The 24,510-nt window shown below is 35.6% G+C and carries 19 protein-coding genes and 2 pseudogenes; 20 read left to right on the top strand and 1 reads right to left on the bottom strand.

All coding sequences use genetic code 11. The features are described from left to right. The first annotated feature begins 59 nt into the window (after positions 1–59). Positions 60–4,391, top strand: coding sequence for a PolC-type DNA polymerase III (locus AC37UB_RS03470; protein ID WP_490685331.1), 4,332 nt, complete (start codon positions 60–62; stop codon positions 4,389–4,391). A 23-nt stretch (positions 4,392–4,414) separates the two neighbouring features. Beyond that, positions 4,415–5,407: a UDP-glucose 4-epimerase GalE gene (galE, locus tag AC37UB_RS03465; RefSeq protein WP_241699161.1), complete on the top strand. Its 993-nt coding sequence runs from the start codon at positions 4,415–4,417 to the stop codon at positions 5,405–5,407. Positions 5,408–5,452: 45 nt separating this feature from the next. On the opposite strand, the gene AC37UB_RS03460 is transcribed toward galE, so the two are convergent. Continuing rightward, the gene (locus AC37UB_RS03460) at positions 5,453–6,271 is read right to left on the bottom strand and encodes a metallophosphoesterase (protein WP_242093642.1); all 819 of its coding nucleotides are present in this window, start codon (positions 6,269–6,271) and stop codon (positions 5,453–5,455) included. A gap of 241 nt (positions 6,272–6,512) precedes the next feature. Between AC37UB_RS03460 and rimP the strand changes: the two genes are divergently transcribed. The 18 genes and pseudogenes from rimP to gnd all read left to right on the top strand — a co-directional run bounded on the left by rimP (position 6,513) and on the right by gnd (position 24,481). Further along, positions 6,513–6,986 (top strand): ribosome maturation factor RimP, encoded by a 474-nt coding sequence (rimP, locus tag AC37UB_RS03455; protein ID WP_241699159.1) that lies wholly within the window; start codon positions 6,513–6,515, stop codon positions 6,984–6,986. Between the two features lie 20 nt (positions 6,987–7,006). Then, positions 7,007–8,221: a transcription termination factor NusA gene (nusA, locus tag AC37UB_RS03450; protein WP_117973026.1), complete on the top strand. Its 1,215-nt coding sequence runs from the start codon at positions 7,007–7,009 to the stop codon at positions 8,219–8,221. A gap of 25 nt (positions 8,222–8,246) precedes the next feature. After that, entirely contained in the window at positions 8,247–8,546 is a 300-nt protein-coding gene (rnpM, locus tag AC37UB_RS03445; protein WP_117973025.1) for an RNase P modulator RnpM, read from the top strand. Continuing rightward, entirely contained in the window at positions 8,536–8,841 is a 306-nt protein-coding gene (locus AC37UB_RS03440; RefSeq protein ID WP_071456580.1) for a L7Ae/L30e/S12e/Gadd45 family ribosomal protein, read from the top strand. Before rnpM ends, AC37UB_RS03440 begins: the two co-directional genes overlap by 11 nt. A 12-nt stretch (positions 8,842–8,853) precedes the next feature. Next, positions 8,854–8,962, top strand: a pseudogene (locus AC37UB_RS03435) (translation initiation factor IF-2 N-terminal domain-containing protein); the annotation flags it as partial. Between the two features lie 242 nt (positions 8,963–9,204). Next, positions 9,205–11,178, top strand: a pseudogene (gene infB, locus AC37UB_RS03430) (translation initiation factor IF-2); the annotation flags it as partial. Between the two features lie 31 nt (positions 11,179–11,209). Continuing rightward, positions 11,210–11,557: a 30S ribosome-binding factor RbfA gene (gene rbfA / locus AC37UB_RS03425; RefSeq protein ID WP_490685330.1), complete on the top strand. Its 348-nt coding sequence runs from the start codon at positions 11,210–11,212 to the stop codon at positions 11,555–11,557. Positions 11,558–11,682: 125 nt separating this feature from the next. Further along, complete coding sequence (locus tag AC37UB_RS03420) at positions 11,683–12,648, top strand: Gfo/Idh/MocA family protein (RefSeq protein ID WP_158559438.1); 966 nt, start codon at positions 11,683–11,685, stop codon at positions 12,646–12,648. A 118-nt stretch (positions 12,649–12,766) separates the two neighbouring features. Further along, positions 12,767–13,684: a tRNA pseudouridine(55) synthase TruB gene (truB, locus tag AC37UB_RS03415; protein ID WP_117973020.1), complete on the top strand. Its 918-nt coding sequence runs from the start codon at positions 12,767–12,769 to the stop codon at positions 13,682–13,684. Positions 13,685–13,697: 13 nt separating this feature from the next. Continuing rightward, positions 13,698–14,651 carry a bifunctional riboflavin kinase/FAD synthetase gene (locus AC37UB_RS03410; RefSeq protein WP_117973019.1) on the top strand — a complete coding sequence of 318 codons (954 nt, stop codon included), beginning with the start codon at positions 13,698–13,700 and terminating at the stop codon, positions 14,649–14,651. Then, positions 14,648–15,784, top strand: a complete 1,137-nt coding sequence (hemW, locus tag AC37UB_RS03405; protein ID WP_117973018.1) for a radical SAM family heme chaperone HemW — start codon at positions 14,648–14,650, stop codon at positions 15,782–15,784. The genes AC37UB_RS03410 and hemW overlap by 4 nt, the downstream gene beginning before the upstream one ends. A 289-nt stretch (positions 15,785–16,073) precedes the next feature. After that, positions 16,074–17,120 (top strand): heat-inducible transcriptional repressor HrcA, encoded by a 1,047-nt coding sequence (gene hrcA, locus AC37UB_RS03400; protein WP_117973017.1) that lies wholly within the window; start codon positions 16,074–16,076, stop codon positions 17,118–17,120. A 16-nt stretch (positions 17,121–17,136) separates the two neighbouring features. Further along, positions 17,137–17,709, top strand: coding sequence for a nucleotide exchange factor GrpE (gene grpE, locus AC37UB_RS03395; protein ID WP_117973016.1), 573 nt, complete (start codon positions 17,137–17,139; stop codon positions 17,707–17,709). 47 nt (positions 17,710–17,756) lie between these two features. Continuing rightward, positions 17,757–19,586, top strand: a complete 1,830-nt coding sequence (gene dnaK / locus AC37UB_RS03390; RefSeq protein WP_117973015.1) for a molecular chaperone DnaK — start codon at positions 17,757–17,759, stop codon at positions 19,584–19,586. A 142-nt stretch (positions 19,587–19,728) separates the two neighbouring features. Continuing rightward, a complete protein-coding gene (gene dnaJ / locus AC37UB_RS03385; protein ID WP_117973014.1) occupies positions 19,729–20,892 on the top strand; it encodes a molecular chaperone DnaJ in 1,164 nt (387 codons plus the stop codon). Between the two features lie 131 nt (positions 20,893–21,023). After that, entirely contained in the window at positions 21,024–21,956 is a 933-nt protein-coding gene (locus AC37UB_RS03380) for a metal ABC transporter substrate-binding protein (protein WP_242093639.1), read from the top strand. 88 nt (positions 21,957–22,044) lie between these two features. Continuing rightward, positions 22,045–22,944, top strand: coding sequence for a DMT family transporter (locus AC37UB_RS03375; RefSeq protein WP_117973012.1), 900 nt, complete (start codon positions 22,045–22,047; stop codon positions 22,942–22,944). A gap of 109 nt (positions 22,945–23,053) precedes the next feature. Further along, entirely contained in the window at positions 23,054–24,481 is a 1,428-nt protein-coding gene (gene gnd, locus AC37UB_RS03370) for an NADP-dependent phosphogluconate dehydrogenase (RefSeq protein WP_117973011.1), read from the top strand. The last annotated feature ends 29 nt before the right edge of the window (positions 24,482–24,510 follow it).

Below are 24,510 nucleotides of genomic sequence, written 5' to 3'. Positions count from 1 at the left end.
AGTCTTATTTACTAAGAACCTTTTTCATGTATAATGTAAAAAGGAAAGTAGGGATGACCATGAGCTTATCACCAGTAGAATTATATGCTCAATTAATAAAACAAATTGCTTTAGATGACCAATTATCCAACTATCCTCTTTTAGAAACAGGTGAAGTGAAAAAAGTCACTGTACATAAAAAAAGTCGACTATGGGAGTTTAATTTAGGGTTTCATCATATTTTACCAATGTCACATTATCAGTTGTTATCTACTCATTTAGAGACTGCTTTTAATGATATTGCGCGTACTTCATTGGTTGTATCGAGTCAAAATAAAGACTTAAATGATGATTTATTAGCAGATTATTGGTATCACGTATTAAAAGCCAATGAAGAGATGACAAATGTTGTGAAAAATTCATTGTTGCAAACACCACCATTTGTTGAAGACCAACAGGTTATTTTATTGGTTGAAAATGAAGGGGTCGAAAAATATTTAAGTCAAAAACATTTAGGACGCCTTAGTGAGCTATATAAACGCTACGGATTTCCTGAGTTTAAATTTGTTGTTCGAATTGATGACACAAAAGAGTCAGATATTCAAAAGGCGTTTGAACAACGGCAACAAGAGCAAGCAGAAGAATTAATGAAACAAACAGCTGCAGCCATTGAAAAAAATCAACAACAAAAGAAAAAACAAGAAACGCTTGAACATGAAGGCCCAATTCAACTTGGAAGAACGATTCCAAGTGATGAGGTGATCACACGTATGGAAGACATCATTGAAGAAGAACGTCGTGTGACTATCGAAGGGTTTGTGTTTGATAAAGAAATTAGAGAATTACGTTCAGGCAGAAAGTTATTAATTGTCAAAATCACAGATTATTCATCGTCATTTGCTGTGAAGAAATTTTCTAATAATGAAAAAGACGTCGCTTTATTTGAAGCAATTAAAACCGGAAGTTGGTTAAGAGCACGAGGTAGTATCCAGGAAGACACGTTTATGCGTGATTTAGTGATGAATTGTCAAGACTTAGTTGAGGTAAAAAAAGAATTAAGAAAAGATACAGCCCCTGAAGAGGAAAAACGTGTTGAGCTTCATCTTCATACAAATATGAGTACCATGGATGCGACCAATAGTGCCACAGATTTAGTGGCTCAAGCTGGAAAATGGGGGATGCCAGGAATTGCGATTACCGACCATAGTGGCGCACAAGCGTATCCAGATGCTTATTTTGCTGGGAAAAAACATGGTGTAAAAGTGTTGTTTGGTGTGGAAGCAAACATCGTCGATGATGGTGTCCCGATTGCGTATAATCCAAAACATATTAGTTTAACAGATGCGACTTATGTTGTCTTTGACGTGGAAACAACGGGACTATCAGCGGTTTATGACACGATTATCGAGTTAGCTGCTGTGAAAATGCATAAGGGAAACATTATTGATACCTTTGAACAATTTATCGATCCAGGTCATCCATTATCTCAAACAACCATTCATCTGACGGGAATTACAGATGATATGGTAAAGGGGTCAAAATCTGAAAAAGAAGTCTTAACGCTATTTGAAGAGTTCTGCCGTGATAGTATTTTAGTTGCCCACAATGCTAGTTTTGATATGGGATTCTTGAATACTAGTTATGAAAAATACGATATGCCAGAAGCTCCTAATCCAGTCATTGATACCCTGGAACTATCACGACTACTTCATCCTGAATTAAAGTCACATCGTTTAAACCGTTTGACCAAAAAATATAACATCAACTTGGAGCAACATCACCGTGCGATTTATGACTCGGAAGCAACAGGTCATTTGTGTTGGATATTTGTCAAAAAAGCACAAGAAGAATTTGGCGTGCATTTCCATGATGAGTTTAATCAACATATTGGTGAGGGAGATGCGTATAAGCGAGCACGACCGTTCCATGCGACGATTCTCGCTCAAACACAAGCAGGGTTGAAAAATTTATTTAAATTAATCTCGATGTCAAATGTTAATTATTTTTACCGTGTACCACGTATTCCACGCTCGAAGTTATCTGAGTTTCGAGAAGGATTGTTAGTGGGTTCAGCATGTAGTAATGGTGAAATTTTTGAAGCGATGATGCAAAAAGGTGTCGAAGAAGCCAAAAAGCGTGCCAAGTTTTATGACTATATCGAAGTCATGCCAAAACAAGTTTACGCTCCATTGATTGAAGCAGAACTCGTTAAAAATGATGAAGATTTAGAAGACATCATGACTAATCTGGTGTCGATTGGGGACGATTTAGGTAAGATAGTGGTGGCAACAGGAAATGTTCACTATTTAAATAAAGAAGACGCTATTTATCGTAAAATTTTAATTAATTCGATGGGAGGAGCGAATCCTCTAAATCGCTATGAATTACCGGACGTACACTTTTTAACAACGAATGAAATGTTGGATGCGTTTAGTTTTTTAGGTGAAGAAAAAGCCAAAGAAATTGTGGTAGACAACACACGAAAAATTATGGATATGTGTGAAGACGTTGTACCTGTCAAACAAGAGTTATATACCCCAAAAATTGAAGGGTCAGAAGATGAGATTACGAAATTAAGTTATGATGAAGCACATCGACTTTACGGTGAGGAGTTGCCAGAAATCGTTGAGAAACGAATTGAAAAAGAGCTAAAAAGTATAAACGGGAATGGGTTCTCCGTTATTTATTTAATCTCTCAAAAGCTGGTTCATAAGAGTTTAGAAGATGGTTACTTAGTTGGGTCTCGTGGATCAGTTGGGTCAAGTTTTGTCGCAACCATGACAGGTATTACAGAAGTAAATCCACTTCCACCACATTATTTGTGTCCTGAATGTCAGTATTCAGAGTTTTTTGAAGATGGTAGTTATGGTTCAGGCTTTGACTTACCAGAAAAAGACTGTCCTAAATGTGGGGCTAAACTGTCAAAAGACGGACACGATATTCCATTTGAGACGTTCTTAGGATTCCACGGTGATAAAGTACCCGATATTGATTTGAACTTCTCAGGGACATACCAACCAGAAGCACATAATTATACGAAAGTGTTGTTTGGGGAAGATTATGTTTTCCGTGCCGGAACAATCGGTACAGTAGCTGATAAAACGGCTTATGGGTTTGTAAAAGGCTACGAACGAGACAATGATTTGAGTTTTCGTGGCGCTGAAATTGACCGTCTAGCAAAAGGATCAACAGGTGTGAAACGAACCACTGGACAGCATCCAGGGGGAATTATTGTGATTCCTGATTATATGGATGTGTATGACTTTACCCCAATCCAATACCCAGCTGATGACCAAGATTCTGAGTGGCGTACGACTCACTTTGATTTCCATTCGATCCATGATAACGTGTTGAAACTTGATATACTGGGACACGATGATCCAACTGTCATTCGTATGTTACAGGATTTATCAGGGATTGATCCAAAAACCATCCCAGCTGATGATCCAGAAGTCATGAAGATTTTCTCTGGACCACAAGTTTTAGGTGTAGAGCCTGATCAAATTTATTCTAAAACAGGTACACTTGGTATTCCTGAGTTTGGGACAAAATTTGTTCGTGGTATGTTAGAACAAACAAAACCAACTACTTTTGCCGAGTTACTACAAATATCTGGCCTCTCACATGGTACAGACGTTTGGTTAGGTAATGCGGAAGAATTAATTCGCCAAGGAACGACCACACTGGCTGATGTGATTGGGTGTCGTGATGATATCATGGTGTATCTAATGCATGCTGGGTTAGAAGATGGCTTAGCGTTTAAGATAATGGAAAGTGTCCGTAAAGGAAAAGGAATACCTGACGACTGGCAAGCAGAGATGCGTGCGAATAATGTGCCAGAGTGGTACATTGAATCGTGTTTGAAAATCAAGTATATGTTCCCTAAAGCTCATGCCGCAGCATATGTGTTGATGGCGCTACGTGTTGCTTACTTTAAAGTGCATCATCCCATTTTTTATTATGCAGCGTATTTCTCAGTTCGTGCTAATGACTTTGATATTGTGGCAATGTCAAAAGGAAAAGACGCGGTCAAAGCACGCATGAAAGAAATCACTGATAAGGGAATGGATGCCTCAACTAAAGAGAAAAACTTATTAACCGTGTTGGAGATTGCTAACGAAATGTTAGAGCGTGGCTTTAAATTCCAAATGATTGATTTGTATAAATCAGATGCAGAAAACTTTGTAATTGATGGTGACACATTGATTGCGCCATTTCGTTCTGTTCCAAGTTTAGGATTAAACGTGGCAAAACAAATTGTGGCCGCTCGTGAAGAACAAGATTTTTTATCTAAGGAAGATTTATCTAATAGAGGAAAAGTATCTAAAACATTGATCGAATACATGACAGACAATGGTGTATTGAAAGATTTACCAGATGAGAATCAATTATCCTTGTTTGATATGTTATAAGAAAAAATTTAGGAGGAAGACAAATGTCAAAAGTGTTAGTTTTAGGTGGAGCAGGTTACATTGGCTCTCATGCAGTAAAACGGTTATTGGATAGTGGCAAAGAAGTGGTTGTGGTGGATAATTTATTGACTGGACATAAAGAAGCAGTGGACGAACGTGCCACGTTTTATGAAGGAGATATTCGTGATAAAGATTTTTTAACAGGTGTTTTTGAGAAAGAAGATATTTCGCAAGTCGTTCATTTTGCTGCAAGTTCACTTGTTGGCGAATCAGTTGAAAACCCACTAAAATATTTTAATAATAATGTTTACGGCATGCAAACCTTACTTGAGGTGATGAATGAATTTGGCGTAAAAGAAATTGTCTTTTCTTCAACCGCTGCGACTTATGGCGAACCTGATGTAACGCCTATTACGGAAGACACACCAACGAATCCAACGAATCCATATGGTGAAAGTAAACTCATGATGGAAAAAATGATGAAATGGTGTGATAACGCATATGGGATTAAATATGTATCATTGCGTTATTTCAATGTGGCAGGTGCGATGCTTGATGCGTCAATCGGTGAAGATCACACACCTGAAACCCATTTACTCCCAATCATTTTACAAGTGGCACTAAATCAACGTGAAAAGTTAATGATTTTTGGTGATGATTATCCAACGCCAGATGGCACATGCATTCGTGATTATGTGCATGTCGTAGATTTAGTTGACGCGCATATATTAGCCTTAAACTATTTATCCACACATGATGAAAGCCAAATTATTAATCTTGGTAGTAGCAATGGGTTTTCAGTAAAAGAATTGCTGACTGAAGCCATCAAAGTAACTGGAAAAGCTATTCCTTCTGAGATTGCACCAAGACGTGCAGGAGACCCGTCAATGTTAGTGGCTTCAAATGAAAAAGCGAAAACTATTTTAGGGTGGAATCCTCAATACACTGATGTGGAAACGATTATTTCCAGTGCGTGGCAATGGCATCAAAGTCACCCACATGGATACGAAAAATAGCGAGTAAATGTTAAGCCAAGGACGGTCATCGTTCTTGGCTTTTTTCTATGCCTGTTTAATAGTGGTAAAAATGAGGTGTGGATAGTTATTTAGTCTAATTGGGAATTTGCTGTTAGCTAGGCCACGACTGACAATAAGATTTGAGTCATTCTTAATGTATAAGCCATTTGTTAGTTTTGGTAACACCCCTTGATCAGGTGATAAAAGACCATCTGTTTTAGGTAAACGCCATTGTCCACCATGAGCATGACCGCTAAAAATAGCAAGAGGGCTATTAAAAGAGTTAATGTATTCATCAAATAGTTCAGGATGATGCGCTAAAACTAACGTCTCCTGATTAGTATTCATTTTCGCCATATCTTTACTTGAAAGTGAAGTGTGTCGATTACTTAATCCAACAAGGTTAAAGGCATTATTGTTGATGACTAAATTAGTGACATCATTTTCTAAATAAACCGCATCACTGGCTTTGATTTTTTGTCTCCATAAAGCATAATCTGGGTTTGTTTCTTCGTGGTTACCATTGATAACATAAGTTTGGTAGCGCGATGTTAATGTAGTTAAAAAATCAAAAAATTCGGTTGTTTCTACAGACTCAGTGCGATCAATCGTGTCACCAGTTAAAAACACGACATCAGGTTGTTCTTTTTCTAATTCATTTAATAATTGTGTTTGACTAACTCTTAATCTTGGAAACTGTAAGTCGGATAAGTGCGCAATTTTTACAGGATTATCATTAACCCGATTACTTGTGATGAAAATTGATTCAACATCAAGTTGTCTGTTTTCACGAATGCCTTCTGCCATGATAAAGAGAGGCAGTCCAATTAGTAATCCAGTAATAATTTTTTTCGTTCTAGTCATGTTAGTACTCCTTTGAAATAATCAATATCTTTAGTTAAATTAACAAAAATTTTTTAATAAAGAATTAAAAATAAAAATCTTAGAAAAATCTTAACCGTATTTTCAAAAAAAAGTTAGTAACATTGAATAGTTATGAAAAATATGCTAATATAACAATGTGTGATATGAGTGGAAAGAGTGAGCGTGTTGACGCTCACTCTTTTTGATGAATTTCTCGAAAATGTATAGGGAGGCGAAAATATTGGCAAATGTAGTCGAAATAGTCACTGACTTAGTTACTCCAATCTTGGAAGACTATCAATTTGACTTAGTAGATATTGAGTATGTTAAAGAAGGGAAAAATTGGTTCCTAAGAGTATTTATTGATAAAGATGGCGGTATTGATATCAACGAATGTGCACTAGTCAGTGAGGCGTTAGGTGAAAAACTTGACACAATCGATCCAGATCCGATTCCACAAGCCTATTTCTTAGAGGTGTCTTCACCAGGGGCAGAAAGACCTTTGAAAAAAGAAGAAGATTATGTCAATGCTATTGGAGAGTATGTAAATATCTCTTTTTATCAAGCTGTTGAAGGAGAAAAGCAGTATCAAGGTTTCTTAAAAGAAGTAACCCCAGAGACGCTCACCCTATTAGTAAAAATTAAAACGCAAGAAAAAGAAATGACATTTGATAGAAAAAATATTGCCAAAGCAAGATTGGCTATTCAATTTTAAAATGGAGGTTAAGGAAATACATGAACAAGGAAATGTTAGGAGCACTAGATGCTCTTGAACGCGAAAAAGGTATTTCAAAAAGTATCGTCATTGAAGCACTAGAAGCAGCAATGGTTTCAGCGTATAAACGTCACTATGGACAAGCACAAAATGTAGATGTTGAGTTTGATGAGAAAAAGGGGGATGTGCATATTTTTTCTGTTAAAGAAGTAACAGAAGAAGTCATGGATTCTCAATTAGAAGTTAGCTTGAAAGAAGCGTTAAAAATTAATGGTGCTTATGAAATTGGTGATATGATTCGTTTTGAGGTAACCCCAAAAGACTTTGGCCGTATTGCAGCACAAACAGCTAAACAAGTTATCTTACAACGTGTACGTGAAGCAGAACGCTCAATTATTTATAATGAATTTAGTGCTTACGAAAATGAAATTATGCAAGGAATTGTGGAACGTCAAGATAATCGCTATATTTATGTCAATTTAGGTAAAATTGAAGCCGTATTATCTAAACAAGATCAAATCCCAAATGAAGTTTATCAACCACACGATCGCATCAAGGTTTATATTTCAAAAGTAGAAAATACATCAAAAGGTCCACAAGTTTACGTTAGTCGTAGCCATCCAGATTTATTAAAACGATTATTTGAACAAGAGATACCAGAAGTGTATGATGGAGAAGTAGAGATTATTAGTATTGCAAGAGAAGCAGGAGACAGAGCAAAAGTCGCAGTGACAGCTGCTAATAAAGACATTGATCCAGTTGGAACGTGTGTCGGACCAAAAGGACAACGTGTTCAAGCCATTGTTAATGAATTAAAAGGCGAAAACATGGATATCGTGGAGTGGAATGAAGACCCTGCTGTCTTTATCTCAAATGCACTAAATCCAGCACAAGTATTAGATGTTATTTTTGAGCCAAACCAACGTGCTTGTACAGTCGTTGTGCCAGATTTCCAATTATCATTAGCTATTGGGAAACGTGGACAAAATGCGAGATTAGCGGCTAAATTAACTGGCTATAAAATTGATATTAAACCTGAATCCGAATGGGAAAAAATAGCTGCAGAAAATGAAGAAGAGTTACTTGAAGAAGTACTTGAAGCAAATGAAGAATTAGTCGTTGAAGATGTATTAGATGAAGCTGTGGAAGAAATATCAGAAGAAACTACATCAGAAGAATCAACAGAGAACGCTACAGAAGACATTGTCGTAACTGTTGAAGAAGATGAAGAATAATACCACTTTTTGGGAGGCGAAATAGATGAAACAAAGAAAAATTCCAATGCGTAAATGTGTTGTATCAAATGAAATGAAACCCAAAAAAGAAATGATTCGTATTGTTCGTTCTAAAGAAGGCGAGATTTCGATTGATCCAACTGGAAAAATGCCAGGTCGTGGAGCTTATCTATCTATGGAACCAGATGTCGTCCAAAAAAGTTGGGATCAAAAAATTTTAGACAGAGTATTAAACGATACATTAACAGATGACTTCTATCAAGAGTTGCTAGACTATGTGTCACATCAAAAAGCAAGGAGAGAATTATTCGGAAATGGAAAATAAACAACGATTTCTTAATCTCCTAGGTTTAGCAATGAAAGCCGGTAAACTTGTGACTGGTGAAGAAACAACCTTACAGTCAGTGAGAAAAAATACTGTAAATTTGGTGATTTTAGCAAGTGACGCAAGTGAAAATACCGAAAAAAAAATGAGAGACAAGTGTCATAGTTATCATACAAAATTGATTTCGCCATGCACCTCAGCCGAACTGAGTTCTGCTATTGGTAAAAATCGTATGATTGTCGGGGTATGTGACACCGGATTTTCTCGAAAGATGTGTGAACTAATGACAGAATAGGATGGTGAGAGAATGAGTAAAAAACGCGTATATGAATTAGCGAAAGAACTAAATGTTCCAAGTAAAGATATCGTAGAAAAAGCTCAGTCCGCAGGTGTTGATGTGAAAAATCATATGAGTACATTAAATGACTCAGATATTGACAAAGTCAAACACCTATTAGCACCTTCAAAAGCTAAGGGACAAGATAATAAAAAAACTGGTCAAGTACCAGCTAAAAAAAATAATCATTCTAATAAAAAGTTAGAAAATAATGATAACAGTAAGGGTAATCGAGTGAATAATCAGAATCAAAACAAACAACAACCAACGAATAAACAAAATAATCACCAAAAATCTTCAGCAAATGGAACAAAAAAACCAGCTGGAAATACATCTAATCAAGCAAATAGAAGCAATAATTCAACAGGTAATAACAATAACCAAAATAAAGGTGGAAACCGTAATAACAATGGTAACCGACCTTATCAAGGAAACCAAAACAATCGCTATAACAAAAATAATAAGCGACGTAACAATAAAAAAGGCAAACAGCAAACATCTAATAAGCCAGCTGTACCACCACGTAAATTTAAAGAATTACCAGAAGTGTTAGTTTACACTGAAGGCATGAATGTAGCAGATATTGCTAAGAAAATTTACCGTGAACCAGCAGAAATTATTAAAAAATTATTCCTATTAGGTGTGATGGTTAACCAAAATCAAGCATTAGATAAAGATACAATTGAATTATTGGCGGCAGATTATGGTATTGAAGCGGAAGAAAAAGTTCAAGAAGATGTGGCTGATATTGACAAATTCTTTGAAGCAGATGTTGTTGATCCTGATAAATTAGTCAGTCGTCCTCCTGTTGTGACTGTTATGGGACACGTTGACCATGGTAAAACAACCTTATTAGATACATTAAGAAATGCAAAAGTAACATCTGGTGAAGCAGGCGGGATTACACAACATATTGGTGCCTACCAAATTGATATTGATGGCAAACCAATTACATTCTTAGATACACCAGGACATGCGGCGTTTACTAGTATGCGTGCTCGTGGAGCAAGTATCACAGATATTACCATTTTGGTTGTAGCAGCAGATGATGGTGTCATGCCTCAAACAGTTGAAGCCATTAACCATGCTAAAGCAGCAGAAGTCCCAATTATTGTGGCGGTCAATAAAATTGATAAACCAAGTGCCAATCCAGATCGCGTGATGCAAGAATTAAGTGAATATGGCTTGATTCCAGAATCATGGGGTGGAGACACCATTTTTGTTCCAATCTCTGCCAAATTTGGGGATAATATTGAAGAATTATTAGAAATGATTTTACTTGTTTCTGAAGTGGAAGACTTAAAAGCTGACCCAACACAACGTGCAATCGGTACAGTTATTGAAGCACGCTTAGATAAAAGTAAAGGACCTGTTGTAACCTTATTAGTACAACAAGGAACACTACATGTTCAAGACCCAATCGTTGTTGGTAACACCCACGGACGTGTGCGTGTGATGACAAACGATATTGGTCGTCGTGATAAAACAGCTGGACCAGCAACACCAGTTGAAATTACCGGGTTAAATGATGTACCACAAGCTGGTGACAGATTTGTAACCTTCGAAGACGAAAAAACAGCTCGTGCAGCTGGAGAAGAAAGAGCAAAACGTGCTTTATTAGAACAACGTCAAGTGAGTCAACGTGTGACATTAGATAACTTATTCGAAAGTCTGAAAGATGGCGAAATGAAAGAAGTTAACGTTATTATCAAAGCGGACGTTCAAGGGTCAGCTGAAGCATTAGCTGCTAGTTTAACCAAAATTGATGTTGAAGGCGTTCGTGTGAAAATTGTCCATTCAGCAGTTGGGGCAATTAATGAAAGTGATATTACATTAGCTTCTGCAAGTAATGCGATTATCGTCGGTTTTAATGTTCGTCCAACAGCACAAGCTCGTACACAAGCAGAACAAGAACAAGTCGATATTCGTTTACACAGAATCATCTATAAAGTTATCGAAGAAATTGAAACAGCGATGAAAGGAATGCTTGATCCTGAATTTGTTGAAAAAATTACAGGACAAATGCAAGTTCGTGAAACTTACAATGTGTCTAAAGTTGGGACAATTGCAGGATGTTACGTAACAGAAGGCTTCATTCGTCGTGATTGTGGTATTCGTTTAATTCGTGATGGTATTGTTATCCATGAAGGTAACCTAGCTAGTTTGAAACGATTTAAAGATGATGCAAAAGAGGTAAAAATGGGATTTGAATGTGGTGCCACTCTTGAAAATTACAATGACGTAAAAGTTGATGATGTCATTGAAGGGTTCATCATGGAAGAAGTGAAAAAATAATTCAGCTCATTTATATGAGGAGGATAAGCATATGGCAAATTACCGAGATCGTCGTGTCGCTCAAGAAATATTAAAAGAAGTGAATGATATTTTACATAAAAAAGTGCGTGATCCACGTGTACAAGATGTAAGTATCACTGACGTAAAAGTAACTGGTGATTTACAAGAAGCAACTATTTTTTATAGCTTGTTGAGTGATAAAGAGTCTGATAAGCAAAAAGCGCAAGAAGGATTGGATAAAGCGACAGGATTAGTTCGTCGTGAATTAGGTCATAGATTAAGTATCTATAAAACACCTGAAATTACCTTTGCAAGAGATGAGTCAGTCGAATATGGAAATCATATTGATGAACTATTAAGAGGATTGCATAAAGATTAATTTAAAAAAGACTAGAGGAAAATTTATTTCTTCTGGTCTTTTTAATTTTTCATAAAATAGGAATGATTAACGCATAATAATGAAGTATGATACACTAAGGTTAGATTAATTAGGAGGCGATTCGATTGGTAAAAAATATCGGAATAGTTGGGACAGGTGTGATTGCAACAGAATTTGTAACGCAAGTAGATACGTCAAAATACACGGTCCATTCAGTGTATAATCGTAACCCAAGATCTCTTGAAACGTTTAAAGAAGCCCATCAATTACATAATGGCTACACAGATTATGATGAGTTTTTAAATGATGATACCCTTGAGTGTGTCTATATTGCAACACCAAATCAAACGCATTATGACTATGCTAAAAAAGCAATCGAAAAGGGTAAACATGTATTATGTGAAAAAGTGATGGTATTAAATGCTGACCAAGCACGTGAGTTATTTGAATTAGCGAAAAAGTATCACGTGGTTATACTGGAAGCTGTAACATTATTCTTCATGCCAATGTATCATGAAGTGAGCCATTTATTAGAACAAAATGTGTTAGGTAAAATTAGTGGGGCGAATATCACATTTGGTAGTTGTAAAGAATATGATGTAAATAATCGATTTTTCTCATTAGAAAAAGGCGGTGGGGCATTATTTGATATTGGACCATATGCCTTATCAGCAGCTGTTTATTTATTAGGGACAGACATTGAGTTAGTTTCTTCTGAGGTTGTCATGGCACCAAGTGGCGTTGATGAAAAATCAGTGACTACATTAAAAACAAAAAATAACGAACTAGCTAGTGTGATGTTATCGTTTAGAGGAAGATTACCAAAACAAATTTTAGTCACAGGTGATGAAGGCTATTTAATGATTAATGATTTTCCAAGAGCGACAACAGCCAATATCTTTTATAATGATGGAACAACACAAGTCATTGAAGCAGGCGATGGAAAAGATGTATTTACCTATGAGATGGATATGTTAAATCATTTGGCTAGTGAAAAAGACTTAGAGCATGTTCCTGATTGTCGAGAAGTCAGTCAACGAGTGATTGAGTTGATGGACGCCATGAGACATGAGTGGGGATGGAAATTATAATAGACACCTAAAAGGAGGGCGGCCTCCTTTTTTTATGTTTACAATCGCTTTTATCCTAATTAGGTCTTTAAGTATGCTATAATATTGAGGAAATGATGAAAAGAGTAGGAGAAGACAAATGGAAGGAATTATCCCTCTATGGAAACCACGTGGCATGACAAGTCATGATTGTGTTTTCCAGTTAAGAAAAATCTTAAAAACAAAAAAAGTTGGACATAGTGGCACACTTGACCCAGATGTTGATGGCATATTGCCTATTTGTGTCGGTAAAGCAACAAAAGTTGTTGAGTATTTGCAAGAATCCAATAAACTATATGTTGGGGAAATAACCCTTGGATTTTCAACAGAAACAGAAGATGCAAGTGGGGAAATTGTGGCAAAAAGTCCTATTACCAAGCCTTTAACAGAAAAAGAAATTGATGAAGCTATGTTATCTTTCACAGGTGATATTCAACAAATTCCTCCTATGTATTCTGCTGTTAAAGTGAATGGTCGACGATTATATGATTATGCGAGAAAAGGCGAATCAGTTGATCGTCCAGTTAGACAAACAGTTATTCATCGTTATAAACGCATCAGTCAACCAATCTTTTCAGAAGAAACACAGACACAGTCTTGGAAATTTGAAGTGGATTGTGCAAAAGGAACGTATGTTAGAACACTTGCTGTGGATACAGGAAAAAAATTAGGTTATGAGGCACATATGTCAGATTTGACGAGGTTATCAAGTGGAGGGTTTGACGTGAAAGAAGCCATTACGTTAGAAAGAGTAAGAGAACTTGTTGAAGATAATCAATCATCAGAAATATTCTATCCGCTTGAGAGAGCTGTCGAGACGTTTCCTAAAAAACGATTAACACCAGATGAGTATCAATTAATCAGAAATGGATTAGTGATGCCAGATTCTTTTTTTGAGGGATATGATGACACACCGTTGATTGCATTATTCTACAATCAACAACTTGTTAGTTTATATGGTAAACACCCAAGTAAACCTGGCTTATTTAAGCCAGTTAAAGTGATTCGAAACGATTAAAGGAGTATATGTTATGCAAATTATTAATATTCATCATCCGTATGATCCATGTGACTTACCTAAGGATGATGTCGTGTTAGCTTTAGGTTTTTTTGACGGCGTTCATAGAGGCCATCAAGAAGTAATCCGAACAGCTAAGACTATAGCAAATGAAAAAGGATTAAAATTGGCTGTGATGACATTTAATCATCATCCTGCAGTTGTTTTCCAAAAAGTAAACTATAAGAAAATGAAATACATTACAACAATTGAGCAGAAAGAAGAAAAAATGAGGCAATTGGGTGTCGATTATTTATATATCATTGAGTTTACGTCTTCTTTTGCCAGTCTTTCGCCACAAGATTTCGTCGATGAATACATGGTAGGATTGCATGCTAAAGTTGTTGTAGCAGGATTTGATTATACCTATGGAAAGAAAGATATTGCCAATATGAGTATCTTACCTACCTATGCAAAAGGTCGATTTGAAGTAGTTGAAGTTGAAAAATTAAGTGAACATGACGAAAAAGTTAGTTCAACAGCTATTCGTGAATGCATGAAGATAGGTGATATGTATGCAGCGAACAAATTATTGGGCTATGCTTATGAAACAACGGGCATTGTAGTACACGGAGATAAACGCGGTCGATTATTAGGGTATCCAACTGCTAATATTAAAGTGCCAACATATTCGTTATTACCTACTGGTGGGGTATATGTTGTGAAGATAAAAGTAGCAAATAAATGGTATATGGGTATGGCGCAAATAGGATACAATATCACATTTGAGAGCAATCGTCCAATGACCATCGAAGTCAATATTCTAGATTTTTCAGATGATATTTACGGTGAACAAGTGAGTGTTGAATGGCTACACTTTTTACGTGGAGAGCAAAAATTTGATAATGTGGATGGACTAATTGCTCAATTAAAACAAGATGAACAAAATACAAGGGATTATTTTGATGCAAGAGGAGGACTAATATGACGTCAGCCTATATACATATTCCTTTTTGTGAACATATCTGTTTTTATTGTGACTTCAATAAAGTATTTATTGAAGGACAACCTGTTGATGAATACATTGAGGCTTTGTTGAAAGAAATCAAGTTAACAAAAGAAGCTTATCCATCAGATACAACTGAAACCATTTATATTGGTGGTGGTACACCAACGTCTTTATCTGCTAAACAGCTCGACCGTCTATTAAGTGGTATAAAAGAATTATTACCGTTTAACCCAAGTGATGAATTTACTGTAGAGGCTAATCCAGGTGATTTGACAATGGATAAAATAAAAGTTCTTCAAACACATGGGGTCAATCGATTGTCTATGGGAGTTCAAACGTTTGATAATAGGTTATTAAAAAAAATTGGTCGAAAACATTCAGCACAAGATGTATTTGATACGATGTCTCTTTTAGAACGTGCTGATTTTTCCAATGTTAGTATTGATTTAATTTATGCTTTACCAAATCAAACAATGGAAAGTTTTGAAGACACGCTGGATAAAGCTTTGGCACTAGATTTACCTCATTATTCTATGTATTCATTGATTTTAGAAAATAAAACCATGTTTTATAATTGGGCAAGGCAAGGCAGATTGCATTTACCAGGAATTGATGTTGAGGGAGATATGTTTGAGCGAGCTATCGAACGCATGACGTTAGCTGGAAAACATCAGTATGAAGTGAGTAATTTTGCTGAAGTAGGAAAAGAGAGCAAACATAACTTGGTTTACTGGAATAATGATCATTATTATGGATTGGGCGCAGGAGCAAGTGGTTATTTAGGCAATATTCGTTATAAAAATCATGGACCTATCCAACATTACTTAGAACCCTTAAGACAAAATAACTTACCTACTATTACAACAGAAAATTTAACGATTAAGCATCAAATGGAAGAGGAAATGTTTTTAGGATTACGTAAAAAACAAGGTGTTTCTCTATCTAATTTTGAACAAAAATTTGGTCAAACATTTGAATCTATTTATGGAAGTGTCGCTGAGCGTTTAATAGAGGAAGAAATGATTCAAATAAGAGATGGCTTTATTTCGTTAACGGATAAAGGATTAATTTTAGGAAATGATGTTTTTGAGAAATTTTTATTAGAAAAATAAGTATGAAACAGTCTAAAGAGAAAAAATTAGGCTGTTTTTTTGTTATTCTCGTTTTTTTGACAAAATAAATTGACATATTCTTGTGATTACTCATTTATAGATTTGTCATAATATAGATGAATCCTTTGTTTATTAAGCTTTATTAATATGGTATCGTTAGATTTAGCACTCTATAACAAAGAGTGCTAAAAAGGAGAGGCTTTTAGTTGACAAAAAAATTAATCCTTGTTATATTAATAATGTAGTTAGCACTTAGTGTGAATGAGTGCTAATAAGGAAGGTGATTCGCATGTTGAGTATGAGACAAGAACACATCTTACAATTATTAGTTCAGCTCTATACTGAAACAGGACAACCTGTTGGATCGAAGACCTTGATGAATAACGGGATTACAGTTAGTTCAGCAACCATTCGAAATGAGCTGTCGAAATTGGAAGATTTTGGTCTTATTCAAAAAATGCACACGTCTTCCGGTAGAATTCCTTCAATGAAAGGATATCGTTATTATGTGGATCATTTAATGGATCCTAGTAAGATTAGTTCTACCGATGTTCAACGTATCAAACGATTGTTTAATCGCAAGTTTAACGCCACAAATGAAATCATTGAGTGGTCTGCTAATATTTTATCCGATTTAACAAGTTATACAGCCTTTTCGTTAGGGCCAGAGGTAAAAGAACGTCGATTAACTGGGTTTCAAATTGTTCCGTTGAATACTCGCCAATTAATGGCGATTATTGTGATTGATCAAGGATATGTTGAAAGTCAAGTGTTCTCAATTCCAAGTTCAGTGTCAACTGAAGATATCGAAAAAATGATTCGAATCATCAATGATCGATTGTTGGGAGAAACACTTTTGACAGTTTACCATAAGCTTCGAACGGAGATTCCATTAGTTCTCCAACGTTATTTTAATAATTCAAGTAATATTTTATTCTTATTCGAAGATGTGTTTAATCAAGCTTTTGATGAACAAATTTATGTGGGTGGAGGGATGAATTTATTAAATTCTGCTGCTATTACAAACCCAAATGAGTTTCAGTCAGTGTATTCCTTAATTAGTGATACAGATAAATTGACTGAGCTTCTTATATCGGATAAAGATGAAAAAATTGATATTAAAATTGGAGATGAACTAAACAATGAATTGTTACAAAACATGAGTTTAGTAACTGGATCGTACGATGTTTTTCAACGAGGCAAAGGATTAGTAGCTGTTTTAGGACCTGCTAACATGTCTTATTCGAAACTGTTAGGAGTTATGGATGTTTTGACGGATGAGCTATCTAGACATCTAGAAACATATTATCGACATTTGGAAAATAGTGGAGAGTGAAAGGAGACTGACTAAAGTGAAGAAAGACGAATCAGTTGATAAAGTTAACGAGGAAGAAAAAAAAGACGAAGAGTCGATAGCTGAAACAAATGAGGCTGTTGAGACCGAAGAAGTGGTAGAAGAAAACGAAACGGAAGAATCGTTAGAACAAACATTACAGGAAGATTTAGATAAGATGGAAGATCAATTCCTAAGAGCTCAAGCAGAAATTGCGAATATGCGCAATCGACATAAAAAAGAGCGTGAGGAAGCTTCTAGATATCGGGCACAAGAATTAGCAAAAGAGTTATTACCAGCTTTGGATAACTTAGATCGTGCGTTAGCAATTGAAGTGAGCGATGAGCATGGTGAGGCGATGAAAAAAGGAATTGAGATGGTGAGAGAAAGTATGTTACATGCTTTTAAAGAATCTGGTATCGAAGAGATAAAAGCTGAAGGTGAAAAATTTGATCCAAATTTACATCAAGCCGTCCAAACAGTTCCCGCTGAAGATGGTCAAGAATCAGATGTGATTGTTCAAGTGTTACAAAAAGGTTATATATTGCATGATCGTATTTTAAGACCATCAATGGTTATCGTGACACAATAATATAAATGATATTTAAATAAAATAATTAGATAAAGGAGATTTTTAATATGAGTAAAATAATTGGTATTGACTTAGGAACAACAAACTCTGCAGTAGCTGTATTAGAAGGCGGAGAAGCAAAAATTATTACTAATCCAGAAGGTAACCGTACAACACCATCTGTTGTATCGTTTAAAAATGGTGAAATCCAAGTTGGTGAAGTAGCAAAACGTCAAGCAGTAACAAACCCAAATACAATTTCTTCTATTAAACGTCATATGGGTGAACCTGGATATAAAGTAGAAGTTGAAGGAAAATCATATACTCCACAAGAAGTTTCAGCGATGATTTTACAATACATCAAAGGATTTGCTGAAGATTACTTAGGCGAAAAAGTTGATAAAGCAGTTATTACTGTTCCAGCTTACTTCAACGATGCTCAACGTCAAGCAACAAAAGATGCTGGTAAAATCGCTGGTTTAGAAGTTGAACGTATTGTTAACGAACCAACTGCAGCAGCTTTAGCTTATGGTTTAGATAAAACTGACCGTGATGAAAAAGTATTAGTATTTGACTTAGGTGGTGGTACATTTGACGTGTCTATCCTTGAACTAGGTGATGGCGTATTTGATGTATTATCAACTGCAGGTGACAACAACTTAGGTGGGGATGACTTTGACGAAAAAATCATCGACTACTTAGTAGAAGAATTCAAAAAAGAAAATGGCATTGATTTGTCTAAAGATAAAATGGCAGTACAACGTTTGAAAGATGCTGCTGAAAAAGCGAAAAAAGATTTATCAGGTGTAACAAGCACTCAAATTAGCTTACCATTCATCACTGCTGGAGAAGCTGGACCTCTTCACTTAGAGTTAAACTTAACTCGTGCGAAATTTGATGAATTAACATCTGATTTAGTTGAAAGAACTAAAATTCCAGTTCGTCAAGCAATTAAAGATGCTGGTATTTCAACTTCAGAAATTGATGAAGTTATCTTAGTTGGTGGATCTACTCGTATTCCTGCAGTAGTTGAAGCTGTAAGAAAAGAAACTAAAAAAGAACCTAACAAATCAGTTAACCCTGATGAAGTAGTCGCAATGGGTGCTGCTATCCAAGGTGGAGTAATCACTGGTGATGTTAAAGATGTTGTCTTACTTGATGTTACACCGTTATCATTAGGTATTGAAACAATGGGTGGCGTGTTTACTAAATTAATCGACCGTAACACAACAATCCCAACAAGTAAATCACAAGTCTTCTCTACAGCAGCAGACAACCAACCAGCCGTTGATATCCATGTTTTACAAGGTGAACGTCCAATGGCAGCTGACAACAAAACATTAGGAAGATTCCAATTAACAGATATTCCTGCAGCTCCACGTGGTGTGCCACAAATCGAAGTATCATTTGATATCGATAAAAATGGTATTGTTAACGTAAGTGCAAAAGACTTAGGTACTCAAAAAGAACAAACTATTACAATCAAATCATCTTCAGGTCTAACAGATGAAGAAATTGAACGTATGGTGAAAGATGCTGAAGCAAATGCTGAAGCAGATAAAGAACGTAAAGAAGAAGTTGATTTACGTAACGACATCGATGCGTTATTATTCTCAGTTGACAAAACTTTAGGCGAGTTAGAAGGAAAAGTTGATGCGGACGAAGTGAAAAAAGCGGAAGATGCTCGTGATGAATTAAAAGCAGCTGTAGAAGCTAATAACATTGAAGACATGAAAGCTAAACGCGATGCATTAAATGAAATTGTCCAAGCTTTAACTGTTAAATTATATGAGCAAGCGGCAGCACAACAAGCACAAGAAAATCCAGAAGCAGCACAAAGTGGCGCGGATGATGTTGTTGATGCAGACTTTGAAGAAATCAACGACGACGAAAAATAATGATGAGTCAAGAAAAAAGCCAAAGCATTGTGCTTTTGGCTTTTTCTCTTGATTATTACGATAAAGCATTCTAAAATTGACTGATTTGTGGTATGATTTAAACGAATTTAGACGTTTTAGAAAAATGGGGGGTTAGTTATATATGGCCAAAAGAGATTATTATGAGGTTTTAGGAGTATCTAAAACAGCAACAGATGATGAAATAAAAAAAGCCTATCGTAAACTATCCAAAAAATATCATCCAGACATAAATAAAGAACCCGATGCAGAAGAGAAGTTTAAAGAAGTATCTGAAGCATTTGAAGTATTAAGTGATGCACAAAAACGTGCAGCTTATGACCAATATGGCCATGCAAGTACTGATCCAAACTTTGGTGCTGGTGGTTTTGGCGGTGGTGGTTTCCAAGATTTTGGTGGTAGTTTCGGAGGGTTTGAAGATATTTTTGAATCATTCTTTGGCGGTGGAGGACGTTCTAGTAATCCTAATGCGCCAAGACAAGGTTCTGATTTGCAGTATACATTAGATTTAACGTTTAATGAAGCAATCTTCGGGTTAGAAAAAAATATTCGTTATAATCGTGAAGACGAATGTGCGACATGTCATGGAACTGGAGCAAAACCAGGAACTCATCCAGAAAACTGTCCTAAATGTCATGGTTCAGGTGTTATTAATGTTGAAAGACAAACGCCACTTGGACGTATGATGAGTCAACAATCATGTGATGAGTGTCAAGGGACAGGTAAAATCATTAAAGAAAAATGTGAAACATGTCATGGTGCTGGACGTATGATTAAGTCTCATTCTGTTAAAGTGACTGTTCCAGCTGGTGTTGAAGATGGACAACAAATGCGTTTATCTGGACAAGGGGAAGCAGGTTATAATGGTGGACCTTATGGTGATTTATATGTAGTCTTTAGTGTGGAAGAAAGCCCAATCTTTGAAAGAGATGGTTCTGAAATCTATTATGATCACCATATTACATTTGTTCAAGCAGCGCTTGGAGACGAGATTGAAGTCCCAACTGTTCATGGACGAGTGAAGTTAAGAATACCAGCAGGGACCCAAACAGGTACAACCTTTAGACTTAAAGGAAAAGGTGCACCAAGATTACGTAGTAATGGAAATGGCGATCAACAAGTAACGGTTCATGTTGATACACCAACTAAAATGAATGAAGAGCAAAAGAAACTTCTACGTCAATTTGCTGAATTAAATGGTGAAAAAGCAGTAGTTGAACAAGAAGAAGGTTTTTTTGATAAAATGAAAGATGCCTTTTCTTCAGGTCATAAGAAAAAGAAAAAATAAGTAAGACGAAAAAAGTAAAACAGTTTATTTGTTTTACTTTTTTTATTTTTACTTGAAATAACTATAAAAAACATGTAATATATATTGTTAGATAGTAATGTTTACGATTTGAGCGAAAGTGAGGATATACCATGAAACGCATAACGAAAATTATTTTAGGTGTCGCTTTGACTAGTTTACTTGTTGCATGTGGTAATACGGTAAAAGAAGATAAAAAAGAAGCAGATAAACTACAAGTGGTAACCTCTTTTTATCCCATGTATGATTTTGCGAAAAAAGTTACGGGAGACAAAGCAGAGGTGACGGTTTTAACAGAAGCTGGTGTAGAACCGCATGATTATGAGCCCAGTGCAAAAGATTTGGCAAAAATTCAAAATGCTGATGTATTTATTTATAATTCAAACGAGATGGAAACATGGGTAAGAGATGTCCTTGCATCTATTGATACGAAAAAAGTGAAAGTGATTGAAGCAAGCCAAGGTATTGACTTGATGGAAGCAACTGAAGAACATGAGCATGAAGGAGAAGCCTCACATGATCATCAATTAGATCCGCATGTGTGGTTAGATCCTGTTTTGGCTAAAAAAGAAGTAGAGACGATTACAAAAGGCTTAGTTGAAGTTGATACACCAAATAAAGATATCTATGAAAAGAATTCAACTGACTTTACACAGAAACTAAATAAATTAAATGAAGCTTACGTGGATGCAACAAAAGATGCCACTCAAAAAACATTTGTCACACAACACACTGCCTTTTCATATTTAGCTAAACAATATGGATTAAAACAGGTGGCAATTTCTGGCATTTCTCCTGATCAAGAACCTACACCTAAAGAATTAAAAAATATTGAAGACTTAGTCAAAAAAGATAATATTAAAGTGATATATACAGAAAGTAGCGCGTCATCAAAAGTAGCCGAAACCATTACTAGCGCAACTGGGGCGACACTTTCAGAACTTAATCCGTTAGAGAGTTTGACTAAAAAAGAGATGGATGGGGGAGAAGATTATCTGTCTGTTATGTATACGAATTTAGAACACTTAAAATTAACCATAAAATAAACGATGGAAACCTAGAATATTTCTAGGTTTTTATTGTTTTTATAGGCCTTAAAGCTGTAGAATAAAGCGATAAGGGGGAGGTGAAAAAATGGAAAAAAGAAGTAGTAAATTAAAGGGTATGATTTTAGCTATTTTAGGTGGAGTTTTTTGGGGAGCATCTGGAGTAGTGGCTGAATATTTGATGACAACAAAACACGTATCAGCTAGTTGGCTTGTAGCCGTTAAAATGATTGTGGCAGGTTTTTTAATTTTAATGTATCAAATGGGAAAAGGGAATAAAGATAGCTTATCTCCTCTAAAAAATAAAACTGAATTAATTCAATTAATTATTTTTAGTGTACTGGGAGTACTTGGGTTACAGTATTCTTTTTTCAAAGCTATTCAAGTTAGTAATGCAGCGACTGCAACGATATTACAATATCTATCACCAATATTATTAGTCGTTTATTTTATTATCGAAAAGAAAGAGCTACCAAATAAATCAAGTGTGGTCAGTATTGTGCTATCATTATTGGGGACTTTTTTATTAGTAACTAAAGGAAACCTAAATGAATTAGCTATGTCACCGAATGGGTTGTTTTGGGGATTATTATCAGCATTTTTAGGTGCTTTTTATATTATTCAACCAAGAAAACTTATGGCAAAATATGGAACAACACTTATTATAGGATGGGGTATGCTAATAGGTGGGGTGTCTTTTCAGGTTTATCAACCGATTTGGCAAGATGTACCTACTTTTACACCTGGTGTGTTACTAGGGATTTTAGTTATAGTGATTATTGGTACCGTTTTTTCATATATCTGTTTACTTAAAAGTACAGAATATATACCACCACAGTTTTCGAGTTTATTAACATCATTTGAACCACTAAGTTCAGCTTTATTTTCAGTTTTATTTTTAGGATTGGTTTTAAAACCTATCGAGATAGTCAGTATGTTATTGATTATTTTTGCTGTTTTTCTTTTGTCTAGATGTGATATCTCATAAGAAAAGTCATGTCTATTTATATTTTAGGTAAAATAAGCTATAATTATTAGCAAGATATAATATAGATAAAAAAGTATCATTTTTTGAAAAAAGAATTGGAGGAAGATGTATGTCTAAACAACAAATTGGTGTTGTCGGTATGGCAGTCATGGGTAAAAACTTAGCGTTAAATATAGAAAGTAGAGGATACACTGTTTCTATTTTTAACCGTACATCATCAAAAACAGAGGAAGTAATCAAAGAGTATCCTGATAAAAATTTAGTTGCAACTTATTCTATCGAAGAGTTTGTTAATTCTCTTGAAACACCAAGACGAATTTTATTAATGGTAAAAGCAGGTAAAGCGACTGATTTAACAATCGAAAGTTTACTACCATTTTTAGATGAAGGGGATGTGTTAATCGATGGTGGGAATACTTACTTCAAAGATACTATCCGTCGTAATGAAGCGTTAGCAACTTCTGGTATTAACTTTATCGGTACTGGTGTATCTGGTGGAGAAGAGGGGGCGTTAAAAGGGCCTTCTATGATGCCAGGTGGACAAAAAGAAGCGTATGAATTAGTAGCCCCAATCTTTGAACAAATTGCAGCAAAAGCAGAAGATGGTGTGCCATGTGTGACGTATATTGGACCAAATGGTGCAGGTCACTATGTAAAAATGGTACATAATGGAATCGAGTATGGAGACATGCAATTAATTGCTGAATCATATGACATCTTAACTCGCGTTTTAGGTTTATCAGTTGAAGAAGTTGCTGACATTTTTAAAGAATGGAATACAGGTGAGTTGGACAGCTACTTAATCGAAATCACGTCAGATATTTTAACGCGTAAAGATGATTTAGGAACCGGTAAACCAATTGTTGATGTTATCTTAGATGCTGCTGGTAATAAAGGAACTGGTAAATGGACAAGTCAAAACGCACTTGATTTAGGAACACCACTACCGCTTATTACAGAATCTGTTTTTGCTCGATATATCTCAGCATTAAAAACTGAGCGTGTAGCGGCAAGTGAGATTATTCCTGTACCACCAGTGAAAGAATTTACTGGAGATAAAAAAGAATTTGTAGAAAAAATTCGTCAAGCATTATACTTTAGTAAAATCATGAGTTACGCACAAGGATTTGCTCAAATGCGTATGGCTAGTGAAGAATATGGTTGGGATCTAAATTATGGTAATATAGCGAAAATCTTTAGAGCAGGATGCATTATTCGTGCCCAATTCTTACAAAAAATTACGGATGCCTATGAACGAAATCCAGAAATTAAAAATCTTATTTTAGATGATTATTTCTTAGATATCACAACAAAATACCAACAATCAGTTCGTGATGTTGTTGCCTTAGCTGTTGAAACAGGTGTACCTGTTCCCACATTCTCATCAGCTATTTCTTACTACGATTCTTATCGTACAAAAGATTTACCTGCTAACATCATTCAAGCACAAAGAGATTACTTTGGTGCTCATACTTACGAACGTAAAGATCGTGATGGCGTGTTCCATTATGATTGGTATGGGGAAGAAAACAAATAAGTAAATGAAAAATCCAGTTACTAGAAAAC

Source organism: Vagococcus changpingensis (assembly GCF_058211775.1).
This window is presented reverse-complemented; position numbering and strand designations above follow the sequence as displayed.

Bases quoted from the DNA above. Each gene is read 5' to 3' on its own strand.
- AC37UB_RS03470 (WP_490685331.1), top strand. From the start codon at position 60: ATGAGCTTATCACCAGTAGAATTATATGCTCAATTAATAAAACAAATT.
- galE (WP_241699161.1), top strand. From the start codon at position 4,415: ATGTCAAAAGTGTTAGTTTTAGGTGGAGCAGGTTACATTGGCTCTCAT.
- AC37UB_RS03460 (WP_242093642.1), bottom strand. From the start codon at position 6,271: ATGACTAGAACGAAAAAAATTATTACTGGATTACTAATTGGACTGCCT.
- nusA (WP_117973026.1), top strand. From the start codon at position 7,007: ATGAACAAGGAAATGTTAGGAGCACTAGATGCTCTTGAACGCGAAAAA.
- rnpM (WP_117973025.1), top strand. From the start codon at position 8,247: ATGAAACAAAGAAAAATTCCAATGCGTAAATGTGTTGTATCAAATGAA.
- AC37UB_RS03440 (WP_071456580.1), top strand. From the start codon at position 8,536: ATGGAAAATAAACAACGATTTCTTAATCTCCTAGGTTTAGCAATGAAA.
- rbfA (WP_490685330.1), top strand. From the start codon at position 11,210: ATGGCAAATTACCGAGATCGTCGTGTCGCTCAAGAAATATTAAAAGAA.
- truB (WP_117973020.1), top strand. From the start codon at position 12,767: ATGGAAGGAATTATCCCTCTATGGAAACCACGTGGCATGACAAGTCAT.
- AC37UB_RS03410 (WP_117973019.1), top strand. From the start codon at position 13,698: ATGCAAATTATTAATATTCATCATCCGTATGATCCATGTGACTTACCT.
- hemW (WP_117973018.1), top strand. From the start codon at position 14,648: ATGACGTCAGCCTATATACATATTCCTTTTTGTGAACATATCTGTTTT.
- hrcA (WP_117973017.1), top strand. From the start codon at position 16,074: ATGTTGAGTATGAGACAAGAACACATCTTACAATTATTAGTTCAGCTC.
- dnaK (WP_117973015.1), top strand. From the start codon at position 17,757: ATGAGTAAAATAATTGGTATTGACTTAGGAACAACAAACTCTGCAGTA.
- dnaJ (WP_117973014.1), top strand. From the start codon at position 19,729: ATGGCCAAAAGAGATTATTATGAGGTTTTAGGAGTATCTAAAACAGCA.
- AC37UB_RS03380 (WP_242093639.1), top strand. From the start codon at position 21,024: ATGAAACGCATAACGAAAATTATTTTAGGTGTCGCTTTGACTAGTTTA.
- AC37UB_RS03375 (WP_117973012.1), top strand. From the start codon at position 22,045: ATGGAAAAAAGAAGTAGTAAATTAAAGGGTATGATTTTAGCTATTTTA.
- gnd (WP_117973011.1), top strand. From the start codon at position 23,054: ATGTCTAAACAACAAATTGGTGTTGTCGGTATGGCAGTCATGGGTAAA.